This is a genomic window from Streptomyces sp. NPDC054765 (genome assembly GCF_053612065.1).
In genome coordinates this window covers 1-17,611 of sequence record NZ_JBSHBP010000011.1, presented here as the reverse complement: position 1 = coordinate 17,611, position 17,611 = coordinate 1, and the positions used below count along the sequence as shown (strand labels likewise).

The following is a 17,611-nucleotide window of genomic DNA, read 5'->3' as shown; positions in this document are numbered from 1 at the left end:
TCAGCTTCGAGCTGACTCCAGCCCCGGAAGGGTGACCCGGATCCGGCAACCGCGTGGAGATTCGGCCACGCCGATGCGTCCGCCGTGCAGGTCCACCGCCCAGCGCGCGATGGCCAGGCCCAGGCCCGTTCCCCCGTCGGAGCCGGGGCCCGACGGGGCCGGGCCGCCGCGGTTGAACCGCTCGAAGACCCGGTAGCGCTCCGACTCGGGAATGCCGGGCCCCTCGTCCTGCACGTCCAGCTCCAGGCTCTCGGGACCCTCGCCGCGCCGCGCATGCACCGTCACCCGGCCGTGCCGCGGACTGTGCTTGATCGCGTTGTCGATGAGATTGGCCACGACCTGGTGCAGCCGCTCGGCGTCCGCGTGCGCGGTCAGCTCCGGCGGCGAGACGTCGAGGTGGAGGTGGACGTCCGAACGGGTGTGGGTGCCGGAGCCGGCCACCCCGGCGAGCGTGGCGGCGCCCCGGCTCATATGGGCCTCCTTGAGCACCCCGGACAGGTACGGCCAGACCTCGAAGCGCCGTGCGTGCAGCGGTACCACCCCGTTGTCCAGCCGGGACAGGTCCAGGAGGTGTTCGACGAGGCGGCCCAGCCGCTCGGTCTGCTGCAGCGCCGTCCGCATCGTCTCCGGGTCCGGCTTGCTGACCCCGTCGACGACGTTCTCCAGGACGGCGCGGAGCGCGGCGATCGGGGTGCGCAGCTCGTGCGAGACATTGGCGACCAGCTCCTTGCGGTGGGTGTCCACCGCCTCCAGGTCGGCCGCCATCCGGTTGAAGGCGTCCGCCAGGTCGCCGAACTCGTCGCGGCGCTCGGAGCGGACCCGGCGGCTGTAGTTACCGTGCGCCATCGACCGGGTGACATCCGTCATCTCGTCGAGCGGAGCGGTCAGGCTGTTGGCCACGAACTGGGTGATCAGCAGCGAGGCGATGACCGAGAAGATCGTGATCACCCGCAGCTCGGTCGCCGAGTGCATCGCGACGAACACCAGCAGTGTGGTGATGATCACCGAGACGCAGACCAGCGCCCCGAGCGCGGCCTTCACCGAGCGGTACGGGTCCAGCGGGCGCAGGCCCTCCCAGACCCGCTGCCACAGCGCGCTCACGGGCGTGCGCCACCACCGCCGCGTCATGCCGGCGGGGTCTCCAGGGCGTAGCCGACGCCGTGGACCGTACGGATGCGCTCGGCGCCGATCTTGCGGCGCAGGGCCTTGATATGGCTGTCGACCGTACGGGTGCCGGAGGCGTCCGCCCAGTCCCACACCTCGGCGAGCAGCTGCTCGCGGGAGAGCACCGCGCGCGGGGTGTTCGCCAGGCAGACCAGCAGATCGAACTCGGTGGGCGTCAGATGGACGTCCGCGCCGCGCACCCGTACCCGGCGCTGGGCGTGGTCGATCTCCAGCTCGCCCAGCCGCAGGATGCCGGTGCGCGGGGTGTGCGCGGCCAGCGCGGCGCGCTCGACCCGGCGCAGCAGGACGTGCACCCGGGCGGCCAGCTCGCGCATCGAGAACGGCTTGGTCATGTAGTCGTCGGCGCCGACGCCGAGGCCGACCAGCATGTCGGTCTCGTCGTCCCGGGCCGTGAGCATCATCACCGGCACCGGGCGCTGGGCCTGGACCCGGCGGCACACCTCCAGGCCGTCGAAGCCCGGCAGCATCACATCGAGGACCAGCAGGTCCGGCTGCCAGGCCTCGGCGGTCTCCACCGCGGCCGGGCCGTCGGTGGCCGTCTGCACCTGGAAGCCCTCGGCGCGCAGCCGGGCCGCGATGGCCTCGACGATCGTCGGGTCGTCCTCGACGACCAGCACCCGGCGCTGGGCGCCCGGCGTGGCAGCGGCGGCGCCGCCCTGCGTTGTCTGAGTCTGGTCCATCGCCCGCCCCTGCATTGCCCCTGCGTGGTCCGTATTGCTGGGCAGCAGCGTACGGGCATGGTGTGACTGTCGGCTACGCGCCCTTCCGCGCAAGGTGAACTACGTCAGGGACGCCTCGGACAACGGGCACCTCTTCCGTATGTACCCCGTTGAAACCGGCATTTCGTAGCGCTTCCTCGAAGGCCGGAGAGGGCTGCGCGGACCAGACGGCGAGTACTCCGCCGGGCGTCAGACGGTTCCGGCAGGCGGCGAGCCCGGCGGGGGAGTAGAGGCTGTTGTTGTCCTCGGTGACGGTCCAGTCGGGGCCGTTGTCGATGTCCAAACACAGGGCGTCGTAGGTGTCCTGGCCCGCTTCCGTCCGCAGATGTGCGACCAGGTCGGTGTGCAGGATCTCGCTGCGAGGATCGGCCAGTGCGGCCGCCGAGACCTCCGACAGCGGGCCCGAACGGTGCCAGTCGATGACCGCTTCCTCGCGCTCGGCGACGACGATCCGGCCCCAGCGCGGCTGCGCGGCCGCGTGGACCAGGGAAAACCCGACGCCGAGGCCGCCGATCAGCACGGAAGGCCGGGCGCGTCCGGCCGGCAGCGCGGCCAGGGCGGCGTCGACCAGCAGCCGTTCGGAGCGGCCGTCGGAGGTGTCCATCAGGAAGCAGCCGTTGGCGATGATCTCGTAGATCACGGGTGCGGCCGGGGCCCCGCAACCGTCAACTCCGGGTCCTGCGGGGGGTCCGCCCCGCTGTCGCAGCACCACCTCGCCGTACGGGCCCTCGCGGCGGTCGAGCGTGCGCGGGGCCTCGGGAAGGCCGGTCGTCGCCTGGGTCGGGGTAACGGGAGCCATGCCGTCATGGTGGCCAATACGGGCCACGCCGGTCCAACGCTTTGGGCGGCCATCCCCCGCCGGTGGCGCCAACGCGGTGCCTGCCGTGCCGGTTGCCAGGTGTGAGGGATGTCACTCCCACAGCTTCTTCATGGGTTGAGCGTGCAGGCTGGTCCGGAACGTAGGGCAGGGCAGAGGAATCACGGCCGAGGGACACGGGCGTGGCTGACCGGATGCGCCATGGACGGAAGGGGCCTCGGACAAGTGAGCTGGCTGGGAACCGCCGAGAGGGCACGGGCCGATCGGACGCGGTCCGTCATACCGGGCTCAGGGAACGGGCCGGACGCGGCACCGGCCGTCCTGCCGGGCCTGCTGCCGGGAATTCCCCGGCAGCGTGACCCCCGGCAGGCCGGGGACCTCGGGCAGGAAGCGGAGCCGAGAGCCCCCCGGACGTCTCCGCAGGGGCGGCTGCTGCGGCTGCTGCCCACGCCCGCCGGCACCCCCTTCACGTTCGGCTATGCCCTTCTTCTCGTGGCCACCTCGCTCTTCGCCGAGTACGCCGACCCGACACTGGTCTCCGAACTGCTCCAGGGCTCCAGCACGGACGTGGTCCATCTCGCGCAGGCCCCGCTGCTGGTGCTGGTCGCCAGCGCCCTGTGGATCGCGGGCGGTATGACCTCCGCGTACGCCATCGGCTTTCTCTTCGTCCTGACGGGCCTGGAGCGGCGGATCGGCGGGCTGCGCACCGCCGCCGTCTTCTTCGGCGGGCATGCGCTCGCCACCCTTGCCACCGAGCTGCCCGTCGCCTTCTCGGTCGCCGCCGGCCGGCTGCCGGAGAGCTCGCTGCACCGCCTCGACTACGGCATCAGCTTCGGCGTGATGACCAGCATCGGCGCCCTCGCGGGCCTGCTGCCGCCCTGGTTGCGTTGGCCGCTGCTGGCGGGTGTCGGCTATCTGGCCGTGACCGATCTGCTCGCCTACACCGACCCGATGACGGACTGGGGCCATCTGCTCTCGCTCACCCTGGGGGTGGCGAGCTGGCCGCTGCTGCGCCGCTGGCGCGCCCGCGGCCTGCGGCCCGCCCCGCTCCTGGGCGACCTGGGCCACCCGGCATGGGGCGGCATGCGGACCTACTGAGCGTCCGGGGCCGCGGGGGCCGCGGGGGCCACGGTCCGTACGGTCGAGCGGTACGTATGGGCGATGGCGTAGGTGCAGCCGCCCAGCAGCGCCAGGCCGGACAGCACACCGCTGACGAACGGCACCCATGCCACGGCGGAGGTCGCCGCCATGCCCAGTCCGGTCGCGCCGAGCGCGGTCAGCGCGACGCCGGGGACGGCGATGCTGCGCCGCTTCCAGACCGCGGTCAGCGCGACGAAGTGCAGACCGACGATCAGTGCGATCCAGGCCACGGCGGTCTCCCCGGGGGCGCCCGCCGCCCGCAGCGCGAGATTGCCGCCGATCAGCAGCACCACCTCGGCCCCCACGACGAACGCGAACTTCCCCCGGAACCAGTCCGCTCGAGGGGACTCGGCGTCCCCGGCCGCGGACTGCTCCAGGCGCCCGGCCCGCAGCGCGAGCGCCAGCAGTCCGGCGAACGTGAGCACCGCGAGCACCCGCAGGGGGATGCCGATCGCGGGAGCGAGCGGGTCGTGCGCGTTGGCCACCACGAAGACTGTCCCGAAGAGTGCGCCGAGGAAAACTCCGGACATCCGCTGCAACATGCGGCGAACGTAGCAGTCATGACGCGGCCTGAGGGGTCACGCCGGGAGGCGTTTTCGCGCGGGCCGGCCGGGCCGCGCGGCGCTGCGGCCTCCTCGCCGTGGACGATGTCCACCCGGGAACCCGGTGGGCTCCCGCGGCGAAGGAATCCGGCCAGGCGCGGCGGGCCCTTGCCTCCTGGGAGAATGGCGGCTCGTTCCGGGCGCGGCCTCGTGCGGTGCTCGCCGGCCGCAGGAGTGCACGCACCGTGTCCCCAGACCACACGCAATCGATTCCGGACACCGTCGATCCCGGCCTGCAGTCCGACTGCGGCAGTTGCTTCGGGCTCTGCTGTGTCGCGCTGCCGTTCGCGGCCTCGGCGGACTTCGCGATCGGCAAGGACGCCGGCCGGCCCTGCCCGAACCTGCGGACGGACTTCCGCTGCGGCATCCACACCGACCTCCGGGCGCGCGGCTTCGCCGGCTGTACCGTCTTCGACTGCTTCGGCGCCGGGCAGAAGGTCTCCCAGGTCACCTTCGGCGGGCGGGACTGGCGGCAGGCCCCCGGGACCGCCCGTCAGATGTTCGACGTCTTTCCTGTCATGCGGCAGCTGCACGAACTCCTGTGGTACCTGGCCGAGGCGCTGACCCTGCCGGCGGCCCGCCCGGTGCACGCCGGTCTGCGCGCCGCGCGGGAGAAGACCGAACGCCTCACCCGCGGCAGCGCCCAGGAACTCACCGGCCTCGATGTGCCGGCCCACCGGGGCGAGGTCAACGCTCTGCTGCTGCGCACCAGCGAACTCGTACGGGCCGCGGTCCCCGGCCGCAAGAAGGAGCGGCGGGGTGCCGACCTCATGGGAGCCCGCCTCAAGGGCGCCGGCCTGCGGGGCGCCAACTTCCGCGGGGCCTGCCTGATCGCCGCCGACCTCACGGGCGCCGATCTGCGCACGGCTGACCTGATCGGTGCCGATCTGCGGGACGCGGACCTCAGCGGCGCCGACCTCACCGGCGCCCTCTTCCTCACCCAGGCTCAGCTCAACGCCGCCAAGGGCGACGCGGCCACCAAGCTGCCCCGGTCCTTGTCCCGCCCCGCCCACTGGTAGTCCGCCCCCGCGCGATCGCTCACAGCGAACGCCTGCGGGGGAACATCTCCCGGCCCGACTGCATTGAGTGAGAAAAGCTCAACTTGTTTGCCGAAGGGGAGATCATGGCTACGACGTCCACCTCGCTCACCCTGCCCGTGCTGCCCCTCGATGACGAGGTCGTGCTCCCCGGCATGGTGGTGCCCTTGGACCTGTCCGACGCGGACGTCCGGGCCGCGGTGGAGGCCGCGCAGGCCGCTGCCACCCCGGGTAACAAGCCGCGGGTGCTGCTTGTGCCCCGGGTCGACGGGACGTACACCGGCATCGGCACGCTCGGGCGGATCGAACAGGTCGGACGGCTGTCCGACGGCGATCCCGGAGCGCTCATCCGGGGGCTGGGCCGGGTACGGATCGGTTCCGGGACGACCGGGCCCGGCGCCGCTCTCTGGGTGGAGGGCACGACCGTCGAGGAGAAGGTCTCCGAGCCTTCCCCAAGCTCTCCACTCCGTTCGAGCAGGGGAGGCCCCTCTCCCGACGCGGTGGCCGAACTCGTCACGGAGTACAAGGCGCTGGCCACCAGCTGGCTGCGCAAGCGCGGCGCCTGGCAGGTCGTCGACCGCGTCCAGCAGATCGAGGACGTCCCGACGCTGGCCGACAACGCCGGCTACTCACCGTTCCTGACCATCGAACAGAAGGTCCGGCTGCTGGAGACCACCGATCCGGTCGCCCGGCTGAAGTTCGCCACCCAGACGCTGCGCGAGCATCTCGCCGAGCAGGACGTGGCCGAATCCATCGCCAAGGACGTCCAGGAGGGTGTCGACAAACAGCAGCGGGAGTTCCTGCTGCGGCGGCAGCTGGAGGCGGTCCGCAAGGAACTCGCCGGACTCAACGGCGACCCGGAGGACGAGGGCGAGGACTACCGCGCCCGGGTCGAGGCCGCCGAGCTGCCCGAGGACGTCCGCAAGGCCGCCCTCAAGGAGGTCGACAAGCTGGAGCGGTCCAGCGACCAGAGCCCCGAGGGCTCCTGGATCCGCACCTGGCTGGACACCGTCCTGGAACTGCCGTGGAACGAACGGACCGAGGACGCCTACGACATCGCCGGCGCCAAGGAGATCCTGGATGCCGACCACTGGGGTCTGGAGGACGTCAAGGAGCGGATCACCGAATACCTGGCCGTCCGCAAGCGCCGGGCCGAGCGTGGCCTCGGGCTGATCGGCGGACGCCGCGGCGGCGCCGTGCTGGCGCTCGTCGGGCCGCCCGGTGTCGGCAAGACCTCGCTCGGTGAGTCCGTCGCGCGGGCCATGGGGCGGAAGTTCGTCCGGGTCGCGCTCGGCGGCGTCCGGGACGAGGCGGAGATCCGCGGCCACCGCCGGACGTATGTCGGCGCGCTGCCCGGCCGGATCGTCCGGGCCGTCAAGGAGGCCGGGTCGATGAACCCGGTGGTGCTGCTCGACGAGATCGACAAGGTGGGCTCCGACTTCCGCGGCGACCCGGCCGCCGCCCTCCTGGAGGTCCTGGACCCGGCGCAGAACCACACCTTCCGCGACCACTACCTGGAGGTCGAACTCGACCTCAGCGATGTGGTCTTCCTGGCCACCGCCAATGTCCTCGAAGCCATCCCCGAGCCGCTGCTCGACCGGATGGAGCTGGTCCGGCTGGACGGCTACACCGAGGACGAGAAGGTCGTCATCGCCCGGGACCACCTGCTGCCCCGCCAGCTGGAGCGGGCCGGTCTGGAGTCCGGCGAGGTGACCTTGGAGGACGGTGCGCTGCGCAAGCTGGCGGGCGAGTACACCCGCGAGGCGGGCGTACGGAATCTGGACCGTGCGGTCGCCAGGCTGCTGCGCAAGGTCGCCGCCCAGCACGAACTGGGTCAGCAGGAGCTGCCGTTCAGGGTCGGCGTGGACCAGCTGCGCCCGCTGATCGGGCGGCCGCACCACACCCCGGAGTCCGCACAGGACCCGGCCGGGCGGCGCACCGCGGTGCCCGGTGTGGTCACCGGCCTCGCGGTCACCGGCGCCGGCGGCGATGTGCTCTATGTGGAGGCGTCACTCGCCGATCCGGAGACCGGGGCGTCCGGGCTCCAGCTGACCGGACAGCTCGGCGACGTCATGAAGGAGTCCGCACACATCGCACTGTCGTTCCTGCGCTCCCACGGCGCGGAACTGGAACTTCCGGTCGCCGGCCTGAAGGAGCGCGGAGTGCATCTGCACGTACCGGCGGGCGCCGTCCCCAAGGACGGGCCGAGCGCGGGCGTGACGATGACGACGGCTCTGGCCTCGCTGCTCTCGGGCCGGCAGGTCCGGCCGGAGGTGGCGATGACCGGTGAGGTCTCGCTGACCGGGCGGGTGCTGCCGGTCGGCGGCGTCAAGCAGAAGCTGCTGGCGGCACACCGGGCCGGGATCACCACCGTGGTCATTCCCCAGCGCAATGCACCGGACCTGGACGAGGTGCCGGCCGAGATCCTCGAATCCCTGGAGGTCCACCCGGTCGCGGACGTCCGCCAGGTGCTGGAACTGGCGCTCACCCCGGCGTCGACCGGAGCCGCGCCGGAGGTGCCGGTGGCGGCGTGAGGGCGGCGGCGGCCGGTCCGGCTCCTGAAGAGGGGCCGGGCCGGCCGCCGCGCGCCAGAGGGGACTTCGCACCGCCTAGCCGTTAGCCAGCGCCTGGAGGCGGGACATCGCCCCGTTGAAGCGGTTGTGGTCACCGGCCGTCGGGCCGGTCGAGGTGTACTGCCAGATGGTGTGGAACCCCCAGCCGGCCGGGAGTTCGCCGGCCGAGGAACCGTAGCGCGGTATCCACAGCGGGTTGACGGCGCCGAAGGCGGGGGAGTTGCCGGTGCACTGCTTCCACCAGCTGGTGGAGGTGTAGAGGACGGCGTCCCGGCCGGTCCGGGCCTTGTAGGTGGCGAACCAGTCCTTCATCCAGTTGACCAGCCCGGCCGTGCTCAGGCCGTAACAGGTGGGCCCGTAGGGGTTGTACTCCATGTCGAGCGCGCCGGGCAGCGTCCTGCCGTCCCTGGACCAGCCGCCGCCGTGGTCGGCGAAGTAGGTGGCCTGGGCGGCGCCGCTGGAGGTGTCGGGCGTGGCGAAGTGGTACGCGCCGCGGATCATGCCGGCGTTGTAGGAGCCGTTGTACTGCTGCGCGAAGGACGGATTGGTGTAGCCGGTGGACTCCGTCGCCTTGACATAGGCGAAACGGACGCCGCTGTTCCAGAGGGTGGACCAGGCGACGCTGCCGTTGTGGCTGCTGACGTCCACACCTTCGACGGACGCCGCGAGCGAGGACGCCGGCGGTGTGCGGCCGGCCGCGGTGCCTTCGTGCCGGGCGATCTGGGAACCGGCCCAGTCCTGTCCGGGGTGGCCGGGCTCCGGTGCGTGGTGGGTGGCCGCGGCGCCGGCGGTGCCCGGCAGTCCGAGGAGGAGGGCGAAGACGGCGAGAAGGACCCCGGTCACGCTCGCGAGGGAGCGTGCGGGTCGGTGGGGGGAGCCGGATCTGAGCACGGACATACGTGCCTCCGAAGATCTCGGTGGATCACCTGAGGGGGGAGGAGCTGACGGCATGGCGCAGGCGTGTTGACGCGGAAGTGCGAGGTGCATGCCGCGCGGCGGAGCCGTTGACACCCGGGCCGCTTGGTGTGGCCATGCCAGAAATAACGATACGCGCGTAGAACGCCGGGCCAAAAGAGGGGCCGTGGGCTGCCGTTGGTCTATTCCTGCGAAATACTGGCCGAGCTGCGGCTTCGGCCGCCGAGGGCGGAAACTTTCAGATGAGGGAAAGCGGGAAGGGGCGCTGACGTGCACAACACCGGAGCCGACGGTACGACGGCGGACGGCGAACCACTTGGTGTGGACCACGTATTTCTCGCCCTGGAACGCGAATTGGCGGTATTTCTCCGCCGGGCACGGGCTTCTTCCGGCGAATTGGCACGAGAGGTACATCCCGATCTGGAGCCCGCCGCGTACGGCCTCCTCGTCCGGCTTGCCGACGCCGGCACCCAGCGGGCCACCGGCCTCGCCGGCTTCTTCGGCGTCGGCAAGGCCACGATGAGCCGCCAGCTGCACGCCCTGGAGAAGCTCGGCCTCGTTGCCCGCGAGCCGGACCCGGCCGACGGCCGCGCCGTCCTGGTGCGCCTCACCGACGAGGGCAGCGACCGCTTCACCCGCGTCCGCACCGGCCGCCGTGCCCAGTACGCCCGCCGCCTCGCCTCCTGGGACCGTGCCGAGGTCGCCGAACTGGCCCGTCTGCTGCACCGGCTGAACGCGGAGCAGGAGGGTGACGAGCTGTAGGGGGTGGCCGCGTACGGCTGTGATGGCCGGCGCCGCGCAGCCTCGGCGCCCCCCGGCCCGGCGCCGGCCCGGCGCCGCCCCGCCTCGGCGCCGCCCCGCCTCGGCGCCGCCCCGCCCCGGATCCGTCCTGCCGGGGTGCCGTTCCGCCGCGGCCGGAGAAATTCTCCGCCCGCCCGTGATTGTCACGGAGTCACAAAAATCACCGCCGCGTCGTCCCGTGCCTTTCCCCGCGGATACGCCGTGCGCCCCGGGTCCGCCGCCTCCGCCGCCCGCACCCGGTCGATCAGCGCCTGGGGGCCCCGCTCGGCCACCAGGGCCACGCAGTCGGCCCAGGAGCCCTCGTGGAAGACCTCCACCCAGCGGCTCGCACCGTCGCTGAGCGCGGTCAGGGAGCGCAGGCCGGAGCGCGGGGTGCTGCCGGACACCGCACGGGCGGCGACCGACGGGTCAGCGGCCGCGGTGAAGAAACCGCCCTCCGCGTTGCGCAGCGCCTCGACGGCGCGGGCGTACTCCCGGCCCGCGGCGGCCCGTTCCGCCGAGCCGTGCGGCAGCGCCCGTACGGCGGCGCGCCGGTCCCGGACCGCCGGCGGCAGCTCGTCCAGCCGGGGGTCGCACACCGGCTGCACCGAGCCGTCGGCCCGCTCCAGGAGAAGTACCGAATCGGACAGTACGAGGTGTTCGACGGTGTTTTCGGACCACCGCGCGGCAACCACGGTTGCCTGAGGTGTGCGAGGGTGAGAAAGGTCACAGGTCGCCCGATGGAATTCGGCCGCCCGGGAGATGGCCGCGGAGAGTACCTCAGGGAGCGTCATATCCCGGTGTGAAACCGACAGTTCGAGCATTGCGCCCCCGAGCCGCGCGGTGAACCACGGGACCGTGTGGAGGCAGCCGCAGTCCCCCTCGGCGGGCGTCACACCGTCCAGCAGGACGAGGGCGCCGCCCTGGCCGGAGGCCGGCAGGGCTACCGATGCGTAGTCCTCGTTTGGGCGTTGGGGATCGCCCGGCTCGGTGGCGAGTTCGATGCGCATGGCCGCAAGTCTGCCGGAGGCGCCGCTCCCGCACCCGGTGGCGGGAGGTCCGGCGGCGCCGGAGGCCGGCCCGGGTGGTGGCGTACCGGAGGTAAGGACCGCGGGGCCGGCGGTGTGCGGGCGCGCATCCTTCCAGGAGCGGTTCGCATCTCCAAACCCGTTCGGGGGGTGCGCGAGGGTGCGGCCGAATTCCTTGGCGCACGGAAGTTGATGGTCAAACTCCGATTGATGTTCACTCGTTCAGGTGGCCGGGCATGTGTTGCCGAGCCACTGCGCGGCGCCGGTGGAATGGTCGTTGCCCGGATCATGGGGTGAGGCCAGGACGTTCGTCGCGACGCGCACAGCCGGGCTGTTTCCCCTCGCGGAAGTGTGTGCTGCTGCGGTCTTCGCGCAGGTCCGCCCCGTGAGCGGAGAGCGAGCCGGGTCCGCGACGCCATTTGGCGTGGACAGGCGAGACAGGAATGCGAGCAGCGGTGCGGAAGATGCGGCTTCGAGGCGGCGCAAGGAAGCCGGGAACACCGGCCGGTTCGGTCTCGGGACCGAGCACGGGCTCGGGTCCTGGTAAGGGTCCGGGCATGACGGAAGACGGCGAGGGCCGCCAGGGAGGGCCTCCCGCGCGGGTGCGCAACCGGCTCGTCGGGGCGGTGGCCGTCGTGGCCGCCGCCGTCCTCGGGGCCGGCGCCCCCGGGCTGATGACCACGGCCGACAACGCCACCAGCGGACAGCAACTGGTCGATCTCGCCGAGCTGAACGCCCGCGCCATCGCGCTGGCGCACTCCCTCGCCGACGAACGCGACGGTATGACCGCATACGCCGCCTCGGGGCACGGCAGCCGTACGGCCACGGGGCACGGCAGCCGTACGGCCGCGGGGGCGGGCAACGCCGGCCTCAACGCAGCGGCCGCGGGCGACGCCGGCCTCAACGCAGCGGCCGCGGGCGACGCCGGCCTCAACGCCGCGGGAGCCGACGACACCACGGTTTCCACCGCCCAGCGCGCCCGCGTGGACCGGCAGGTCGGCGAGCTGCGCTCCGAGGGCCAGGACGCCTCGGGCGACACCGCCGTGTACAAGGCCGCCACCAAGCTCCTGGACATGCTCCCGCAAACCCGTCACAAGGCGCTGTCCGGGACCGGATCGGCCGAGCAGGTCTACAACGCCTACACCCAGATCATCCAGGCACTCGGGGCGATCAGCGACGACATCGCCCGCGGACTGCCCGCCCGCGCGGACTCCGGCGACGCCGACACCCGCGCGCTGCCCGCCCTCGGCCGGGCCACCGAACAGGCCGCGGGCACCCGCGCCCTGCTGCTCGCCGGACTCAAGGCGGGCGGCAGCCAGCCCCGGCTGACGACCCTCGCCCAGGTCTCCCACGTCCGCGAACAGGGCGCACTGGGCGACTTCCAGCAGATGGCGAGCCAGGACGCCCGGGACCGTTACGTCAGCACCGTCAACGGCGCGGACGTCAACGCCGCCGAGCACTATCTGGCCCGGCTGACCGACCAGCCCCGGCTGGACGCCGCCGATCTGCGCCTCAGCCGTCAGCGCGTCCAGACCACCCTCACCAGCCGCATCGGACTGATGCGCGGCGTCGAGTCCGCCATGGCCACCGCCGACATCCAGCGCCTCGGCGCGCTGCGCGACGACGACGTCACGGAGCTGGAGATCCGCATCGGCCTGGAGGGGCTGTGCCTGCTGCTGGCCGTCGGTGCCGGCGTCTGGGCGGCCCGCTCCATGACCCAGCCGCTCGCCGCGCTGCGGATCGGCGCCAAGCGGCTGGCCGCCGACCCGGCGCACGAGGAGCCCCTCACCTACAAGGGCCGCAACGACGAGTTCGCCGCCACCGCGCGGTCCGTCAACGCGCTGCACGCCCAGGTCGGCGAGCTGGCCCGGCGCACCGCCGAGATGGAGGGCGAGCGCAAGCGGCTGGTCGGTGGCCGGCAGCGGCTGGTCGCCGAGCGCGAGGTGCTCCAGGAACAGGGCGAGGCGCTCAGGGAGGAGATCGCCGATCTCACCGAGCGGCTGGCGGCCCTGCACGCGGGTGTGCACGGCCGGTTCGTCAACCTCTCGATGCGCACCCTCGGCCTCGTGGAGCGCCAGCTCGGCGTCATCGAGTCCCTGGAGGAGAGCGAGCAGGACCCGGAGCGGCTGGAAACCCTCTTCAAGCTGGACCACTTCGCCGCGCGGATGCGCCGCAACAGCGAGAACCTCCTCGTCCTGGCGGGCGCGGAACAGTACGGCACCACCAACCACCCGGGGCCGGTACCGCTGCTGGACGTGCTGCGCGCCGCGATCAGTGAGATCGAGCGCTACGAGCGGGTGCGCATCCAGTCGCTGCCGCCGCACTCCCAGGTCGCCGGGTTCGCCGCGGACGACATCAGCCACCTGGTCGCCGAACTCCTGGAGAACGCCACCGCGTTCTCGCCGCCGGACGCCCATGTCGAGCTGTCCGGCTGGCTGCTGGAGAGCGGTGAGGTCATGCTCTCGGTCCAGGACGAGGGCATAGGGATGACCTCGGAGCGGATGGCCGAGCTCAACGAGCGGCTGATGGACGTCGAGGCCGCCTCGTCCTCCGAGACCGTCGACGAGGCGCTGGGCCTGGGGCTGTACGTGGTGGTGCGGCTGGCCGCCCGGCACGGTGTCCGGGTCCAGCTGCGGGACGCCAAGCAGGGCGGCGTCACCGCCGTCATCGTCCTGCCCGGCTCGATCCTGCCCACCCGCCCTGTGCCGTCGGGCTCCCCGGCGGGTGCGCACCAGGACGTGACGCACAGCCCGGGGCTGCCCGGCTCGGTCGCCGAGGCGAACTCCAACGCGCTGCCGGCCCGGGGGGCCCGGAGGGATCCGGCAGCGGTGGGCGCCGCCGCGCCGCCGGCCCAGCAGACCGGCCGGGCACTGTCCCCGGACACCCCCGACACCCCCGCGCCCGCCGGGCAGCCCGCCGGCCCCGGCGCCGCGGGCCCCGGCCACGACGGCTCCCCGGCGCCGGTCGCCGACCCGTTCGTCGTCGCCGCCGAGCGCGCGATCGACGCGGCCGGACTCGGCGTCGCGGCCGAACCGGAACCGGCCGACGCGCAGCCGGCCGGCCCCACCACGTACGCCGCGTCCGAACCGAGCCCGTACGGCCCGCAGTCGCCCGGCCCCTATGCCGCCACCACCAGCGGCACCGGCGAGCACCTCCGGCCCGAGGACGAGATCCGCCCGGCCGCGGAGAGCGGCCGCCACGCCGCCCGGGGCAACGGGCCCGCCGCAGCCGCCGCGCCTTCGTCCGACCCGTACGCCATCGGCCCGGACCAGCACACACGTCCCGAAACGGACACCACACCCACGGACGCCGCCGCGGAACCCGCCGGCGCGTCCCCGGCCGGGACACCGGCCGGCCCGGAGACTGCCGCCACCCCGCCCGCGGGGGAGCGGCGGAAGACCTCGATGGGGCTGCCCAAGCGCACCCCCAAGGTCGTGGCGCAGCAGCAGGCGCCGACCGCCCCGCGCAAGAGCGGTGCGGCCAACGCCGAGGCGCTGCGGCGCAGGCTCGGCGGATTTCAGGCGGGGGCGCGAGACGGCCGACGCGAGGTCGAAGCCGAGATCGCGGAACGTACAGCGGAGCTGACCATCCCACAGACGGACACCGACGGAGCGGGGGCCCCGGGAGAGAGCCACGTTGTCGAGGAGGCACGCGATTGAAGGCGCAAGCGCCCACTGCTTACGGTCAAGGACTGACCAGTCAGGCAAGAAATCTGCATTGGCTGCTGACCAACCTGGTCGACGAGGTGCCAGGAATCCACTCGGTCGCGGTGGTCTCCTCCGACGGTCTGCTGCTGCTGTCCTCCGACCCGGACCGGGCGGAGGAGGCGGCACGGCCCGGCGGGACTGACGGCCCGAGGGGATCCAGCGCGGACCTCGCCACCATCGTGTCCGGGCTCGGCAGCCTCACCAACGGTGCCGCGAAGCTGATGGACGGCGGGGCGGTCAAGCAGACGATGGTCACGATGGACGAGGGCAGCCTGTTCGTCATGTCGATCAGCGACGGTTCGCTGCTCGGCGTGCATGCCACCCCGGACTGCGACATGAGCGTCATCGCTTATCACATGGCGCTGTTCGTCGGCCGGGCCGGCCATGTCCTCACCCCCGAACTCCGCAGCGAATTGCGCAAGTCGATGGAGAGCGCCCAGTGAGCGAACGTAATGAGCGAGCCATGGAGAGGTGCGGGCCGAGCGAATGCGAGGCCGGGCGAAGCGAGGTTTCGGCATGAGTACCCCCCGCAAACTCCCCGTGCGCGGCGGGGACAGGAAACCCTCGCGCGTGCGGCCGTACTCGCTCACCGGCGGCCGGACGCGATTCGGCCATGTACTGCTCGTCGAGACGTTCGTGGCCGCGCTGGAGGCGCCCGAGGAGCGGCGCGAGCTGACCTCCGGCGGCTGGGGCGACCGGGTGATGCCGGAGATGCGCGCGATCGTCGAGCTGTGCCGCCGGATGCGCTCGGTCGCGGAGATCTCCGCGCTTCTCAAGATGCCGCTGGGTGTGGTCCGCGTACTGCTCAGTGACCTCGCCGACCAGGGAAAGATTCGCGTCTACGGCACCGGGCACGGCTCCGGCCGGCCCGACCGCGCGCTGCTCGAAAGGGTGCTGAGTGGACTTCACAGGCTCTGACACGATATCGGCCGGGCCGACCGCGACCGCCGGTTCCGTGGGCCGGGCCGACCCGGCGGCCACGTCCGCCGAGGCGGGGCTGCAGAGCTGGCAGACGGACCGTTCGCGGGCGCCGATCGCCACCAAGATCGTGGTGGCGGGCGGTTTCGGCGTCGGCAAGACCACCTTCGTCGGATCGGTCTCGGAGATCACCCCGCTCCAGACCGAGGCGGTGATGACCCAGGCCAGCGCCGAGACGGATGATCTGACCTCCACCCCGGACAAGACCACGACCACGGTGGCGATGGACTTCGGGCGGATCACCCTCGACCAGGAGCTGGTGCTGTATCTGTTCGGCACGCCCGGACAGCAGCGCTTCTGGTTCATGTGGGACGACCTGGTGCGTGGTGCGATCGGGGCGATCGTGTTGGCAGACACCCGCCGTCTGGAGGACTGCTTCCCGGCGCTGGACTACTTCGAGAGCTGCGGCCTGCCGTATGTCGTCGCGGTCAACCACTTCGAGGGGACCGAGGCCTACGCCGCCGAGCACGTACGCGATGCGCTGACCGTGCCGCCGCACGTGCCCGTAGTGATCATGGACGCGCGGAAGCGGACCCCGGTGATCGAGTCGCTGCTCGCGCTGGTCGGCCACGCCCTGGAGACCACACCGGAGTAACCGGCCCCCGTACGGTGCCCCCCCGGCCCCGTACGGGCCACCCCTCACCCCCCACGTCACCCCCGAACACCAGCAGTAGCAGAGAAGAGCGCCGCCATGCGGAAAATACTCATCGTGGGAGCCGGCCAGTCCGGTCTCCAGCTCGCCCTAGGACTCCAGTCCCAGGGCTATGAGGTCACCCTGATGTCCAACCGCACCCCCGACGAGATCCGCTCCGGCCGGGTCATGTCGACGCAGTGCATGTTCGACACCGCGCTCCAGCACGAGCGGGACCTCCAGATCAACTTCTGGGAGAGCCAGGCCCCGCGCATCGAGGGCCTCGGCGTCTCGGTCGCCGCCCCCGGCAGCCATGAGGCCCCCGAGGGGTCGCAGCGCGCCATCGACTGGGTCGGCAAGCTCGACGGCTACGCCCAGTCCGTCGACCAGCGGGTGAAGATGGCCGGCTGGATGGAGACCTTCGCCCAGCGCGGCGGCCAGCTCGTCATCCACGGCGCGGCCGTCTCGGACCTGGACTTCTTCGCGAGCCGCTACGACCTGACGATGGTCTCGGCCGGCAAGGGCGAGCTGGTGTCCATGTTCGGCCGGGACGCCGCCCGCTCCCCGTACGACGCTCCGCAGCGCGCGCTCGCCGTCGCGTACGTCCACGGCATGGGCCCGCGCCCCGAGCACCCCCACTTCGAGGCGGTGCGCTGCAACCTGGTGCCCGGCGTCGGCGAGCTGTTCGTCATGCCGACCTACACCACCTCCGGCCGCGCCGACATCCTCTTCTGGGAGGGCATACCCGGCGGTCCGCTGGACGCCTTCCAGGGCGTCAAGGACCCGAAGGAGCACCTCGCCCTCACGCTGGAGCTGATGGAGAAATTCCTGCCCTGGGAGTACGCCCGCGCCGCCCAGGTCGAACTGACCGACGCCAACGGCACGCTGGCCGGACGCTACGCCCCCACCGTGCGCACCCCCGTCGGCCGGCTGCCCTCGGGCGGTCTGGTGCTCGGTGTCGCGGATGTCGTGGTCGCCAACGACCCGATCACCGGCCAGGGCTCCAACTCGGCCGCCAAGTGCGCCGCTTCCTACCTGACCTCCATCGTCGAGCGCGGTGACCAGGCCTTCGACGCGGACTGGATGCAGACCGCCTTCGACCGCTACTGGAACACCGCCCAGCACGTCACCAAGTGGACGAACGCGATGCTGGCCCCGCCGCCCGAGCACGTCCTCAACATCATCGGCGCGGCCGGCCAGCTCCAGCCCATCGCCGACCGCTTCGCCAACGGCTTCAACGACCCGTCCGACTTCGAGAACTTCTTCTTCGACCCGGACAAGGCGAATGCGTATCTGGCGTCGCTGACGGGCTGAAAACCGCCTGCGGCGGGGGCTTGTCCTCCCACGTGGGCGGGTGACACCGCCGTGGACACCCCTCCCCGCCTTCGGTGGGGAGGGGTGGTTTGTGCGGACTGCCGCCGCGGCGCGTGTTTCGTCGTGGTGGCGGTGGTGGGCCGGAGGTGGTGGGGTGCGGGACTGCTGCGCTTTACGTCCCGCAC

General features: G+C 72.3%; 15 protein-coding genes. 9 read left to right on the top strand and 6 right to left on the bottom strand.

Annotation, left to right across the window (positions count from 1 at the left end; genetic code table 11):
* The 3 genes from ACWGJY_RS09950 to ACWGJY_RS09940 form a co-directional block, all read right to left on the bottom strand.
* The gene (locus ACWGJY_RS09950) at positions 1-1,128 is read right to left on the bottom strand and encodes a HAMP domain-containing sensor histidine kinase (protein WP_453260275.1); all 1,128 of its coding nucleotides are present in this window, start codon (positions 1,126-1,128) and stop codon (positions 1-3) included.
* Positions 1,125-1,865, bottom strand: a complete 741-nt coding sequence (locus ACWGJY_RS09945; protein ID WP_453260274.1) for a response regulator transcription factor — start codon at positions 1,863-1,865, stop codon at positions 1,125-1,127. Before ACWGJY_RS09945 ends, ACWGJY_RS09950 begins: the two co-directional genes overlap by 4 nt.
* Before the next feature lie 73 nt (positions 1,866-1,938).
* Complete coding sequence (locus ACWGJY_RS09940) at positions 1,939-2,703, bottom strand: spermidine synthase (RefSeq protein WP_453260273.1); 765 nt, start codon at positions 2,701-2,703, stop codon at positions 1,939-1,941.
* A 243-nt stretch (positions 2,704-2,946) separates the two neighbouring features.
* Between ACWGJY_RS09940 and ACWGJY_RS09935 the strand changes: the two genes are divergently transcribed.
* The gene (locus ACWGJY_RS09935; RefSeq protein ID WP_453260272.1) at positions 2,947-3,819 is read left to right on the top strand and encodes a rhomboid-like protein; all 873 of its coding nucleotides are present in this window, start codon (positions 2,947-2,949) and stop codon (positions 3,817-3,819) included.
* Here the strand turns inward: ACWGJY_RS09935 and ACWGJY_RS09930 are convergent.
* A complete protein-coding gene (locus tag ACWGJY_RS09930) occupies positions 3,813-4,391 on the bottom strand; it encodes a hypothetical protein (RefSeq protein WP_453260271.1) in 579 nt (192 codons plus the stop codon). The two genes, ACWGJY_RS09935 and ACWGJY_RS09930, sit on opposite strands and share 7 nt — an antisense overlap.
* Before the next feature lie 257 nt (positions 4,392-4,648).
* Here ACWGJY_RS09930 and ACWGJY_RS09925 point away from each other — a divergent pair, with 257 nt between their 5' ends.
* Together ACWGJY_RS09925 and lon are read left to right on the top strand one after the other, a co-directional pair.
* The gene (locus tag ACWGJY_RS09925) at positions 4,649-5,482 is read left to right on the top strand and encodes a pentapeptide repeat-containing protein (protein ID WP_453260270.1); all 834 of its coding nucleotides are present in this window, start codon (positions 4,649-4,651) and stop codon (positions 5,480-5,482) included.
* A gap of 104 nt (positions 5,483-5,586) precedes the next feature.
* Complete coding sequence (gene lon / locus ACWGJY_RS09920; protein WP_453260269.1) at positions 5,587-8,034, top strand: endopeptidase La; 2,448 nt, start codon at positions 5,587-5,589, stop codon at positions 8,032-8,034.
* Between the two features lie 75 nt (positions 8,035-8,109).
* Here the strand turns inward: lon and ACWGJY_RS09915 are convergent, their stop codons facing one another.
* The gene (locus ACWGJY_RS09915) at positions 8,110-8,970 is read right to left on the bottom strand and encodes a lysozyme (protein ID WP_453260268.1); all 861 of its coding nucleotides are present in this window, start codon (positions 8,968-8,970) and stop codon (positions 8,110-8,112) included.
* A gap of 288 nt (positions 8,971-9,258) precedes the next feature.
* Between ACWGJY_RS09915 and ACWGJY_RS09910 the strand changes: the two genes are divergently transcribed.
* The gene (locus tag ACWGJY_RS09910; RefSeq protein WP_453260267.1) at positions 9,259-9,750 is read left to right on the top strand and encodes a MarR family winged helix-turn-helix transcriptional regulator; all 492 of its coding nucleotides are present in this window, start codon (positions 9,259-9,261) and stop codon (positions 9,748-9,750) included.
* Positions 9,751-9,932: 182 nt separating this feature from the next.
* On the opposite strand, the gene ACWGJY_RS09905 is transcribed toward ACWGJY_RS09910, so the two are convergent.
* Positions 9,933-10,778 carry a hypothetical protein gene (locus tag ACWGJY_RS09905; protein WP_453260266.1) on the bottom strand — a complete coding sequence of 282 codons (846 nt, stop codon included), beginning with the start codon at positions 10,776-10,778 and terminating at the stop codon, positions 9,933-9,935.
* Positions 10,779-11,353: 575 nt separating this feature from the next.
* Here ACWGJY_RS09905 and ACWGJY_RS09900 point away from each other — a divergent pair.
* The 5 genes from ACWGJY_RS09900 (at position 11,354) to ACWGJY_RS09880 (ending at position 17,426) form a co-directional block, all read left to right on the top strand.
* The gene (locus tag ACWGJY_RS09900; protein WP_453260265.1) at positions 11,354-14,455 is read left to right on the top strand and encodes a nitrate- and nitrite sensing domain-containing protein; all 3,102 of its coding nucleotides are present in this window, start codon (positions 11,354-11,356) and stop codon (positions 14,453-14,455) included.
* Positions 14,452-14,946, top strand: a complete 495-nt coding sequence (locus ACWGJY_RS09895; RefSeq protein WP_453260264.1) for a roadblock/LC7 domain-containing protein — start codon at positions 14,452-14,454, stop codon at positions 14,944-14,946. Before ACWGJY_RS09900 ends, ACWGJY_RS09895 begins: the two co-directional genes overlap by 4 nt.
* A 73-nt stretch (positions 14,947-15,019) precedes the next feature.
* Positions 15,020-15,421: a DUF742 domain-containing protein gene (locus ACWGJY_RS09890; RefSeq protein WP_453260263.1), complete on the top strand. Its 402-nt coding sequence runs from the start codon at positions 15,020-15,022 to the stop codon at positions 15,419-15,421.
* 37 nt (positions 15,422-15,458) lie between these two features.
* Positions 15,459-16,076 carry a GTP-binding protein gene (locus tag ACWGJY_RS09885; protein ID WP_453260375.1) on the top strand — a complete coding sequence of 206 codons (618 nt, stop codon included), beginning with the start codon at positions 15,459-15,461 and terminating at the stop codon, positions 16,074-16,076.
* A 96-nt stretch (positions 16,077-16,172) separates the two neighbouring features.
* The gene (locus ACWGJY_RS09880; protein WP_453260262.1) at positions 16,173-17,426 is read left to right on the top strand and encodes a styrene monooxygenase/indole monooxygenase family protein; all 1,254 of its coding nucleotides are present in this window, start codon (positions 16,173-16,175) and stop codon (positions 17,424-17,426) included.
* Positions 17,427-17,611: the final 185 nt, after the last annotated feature.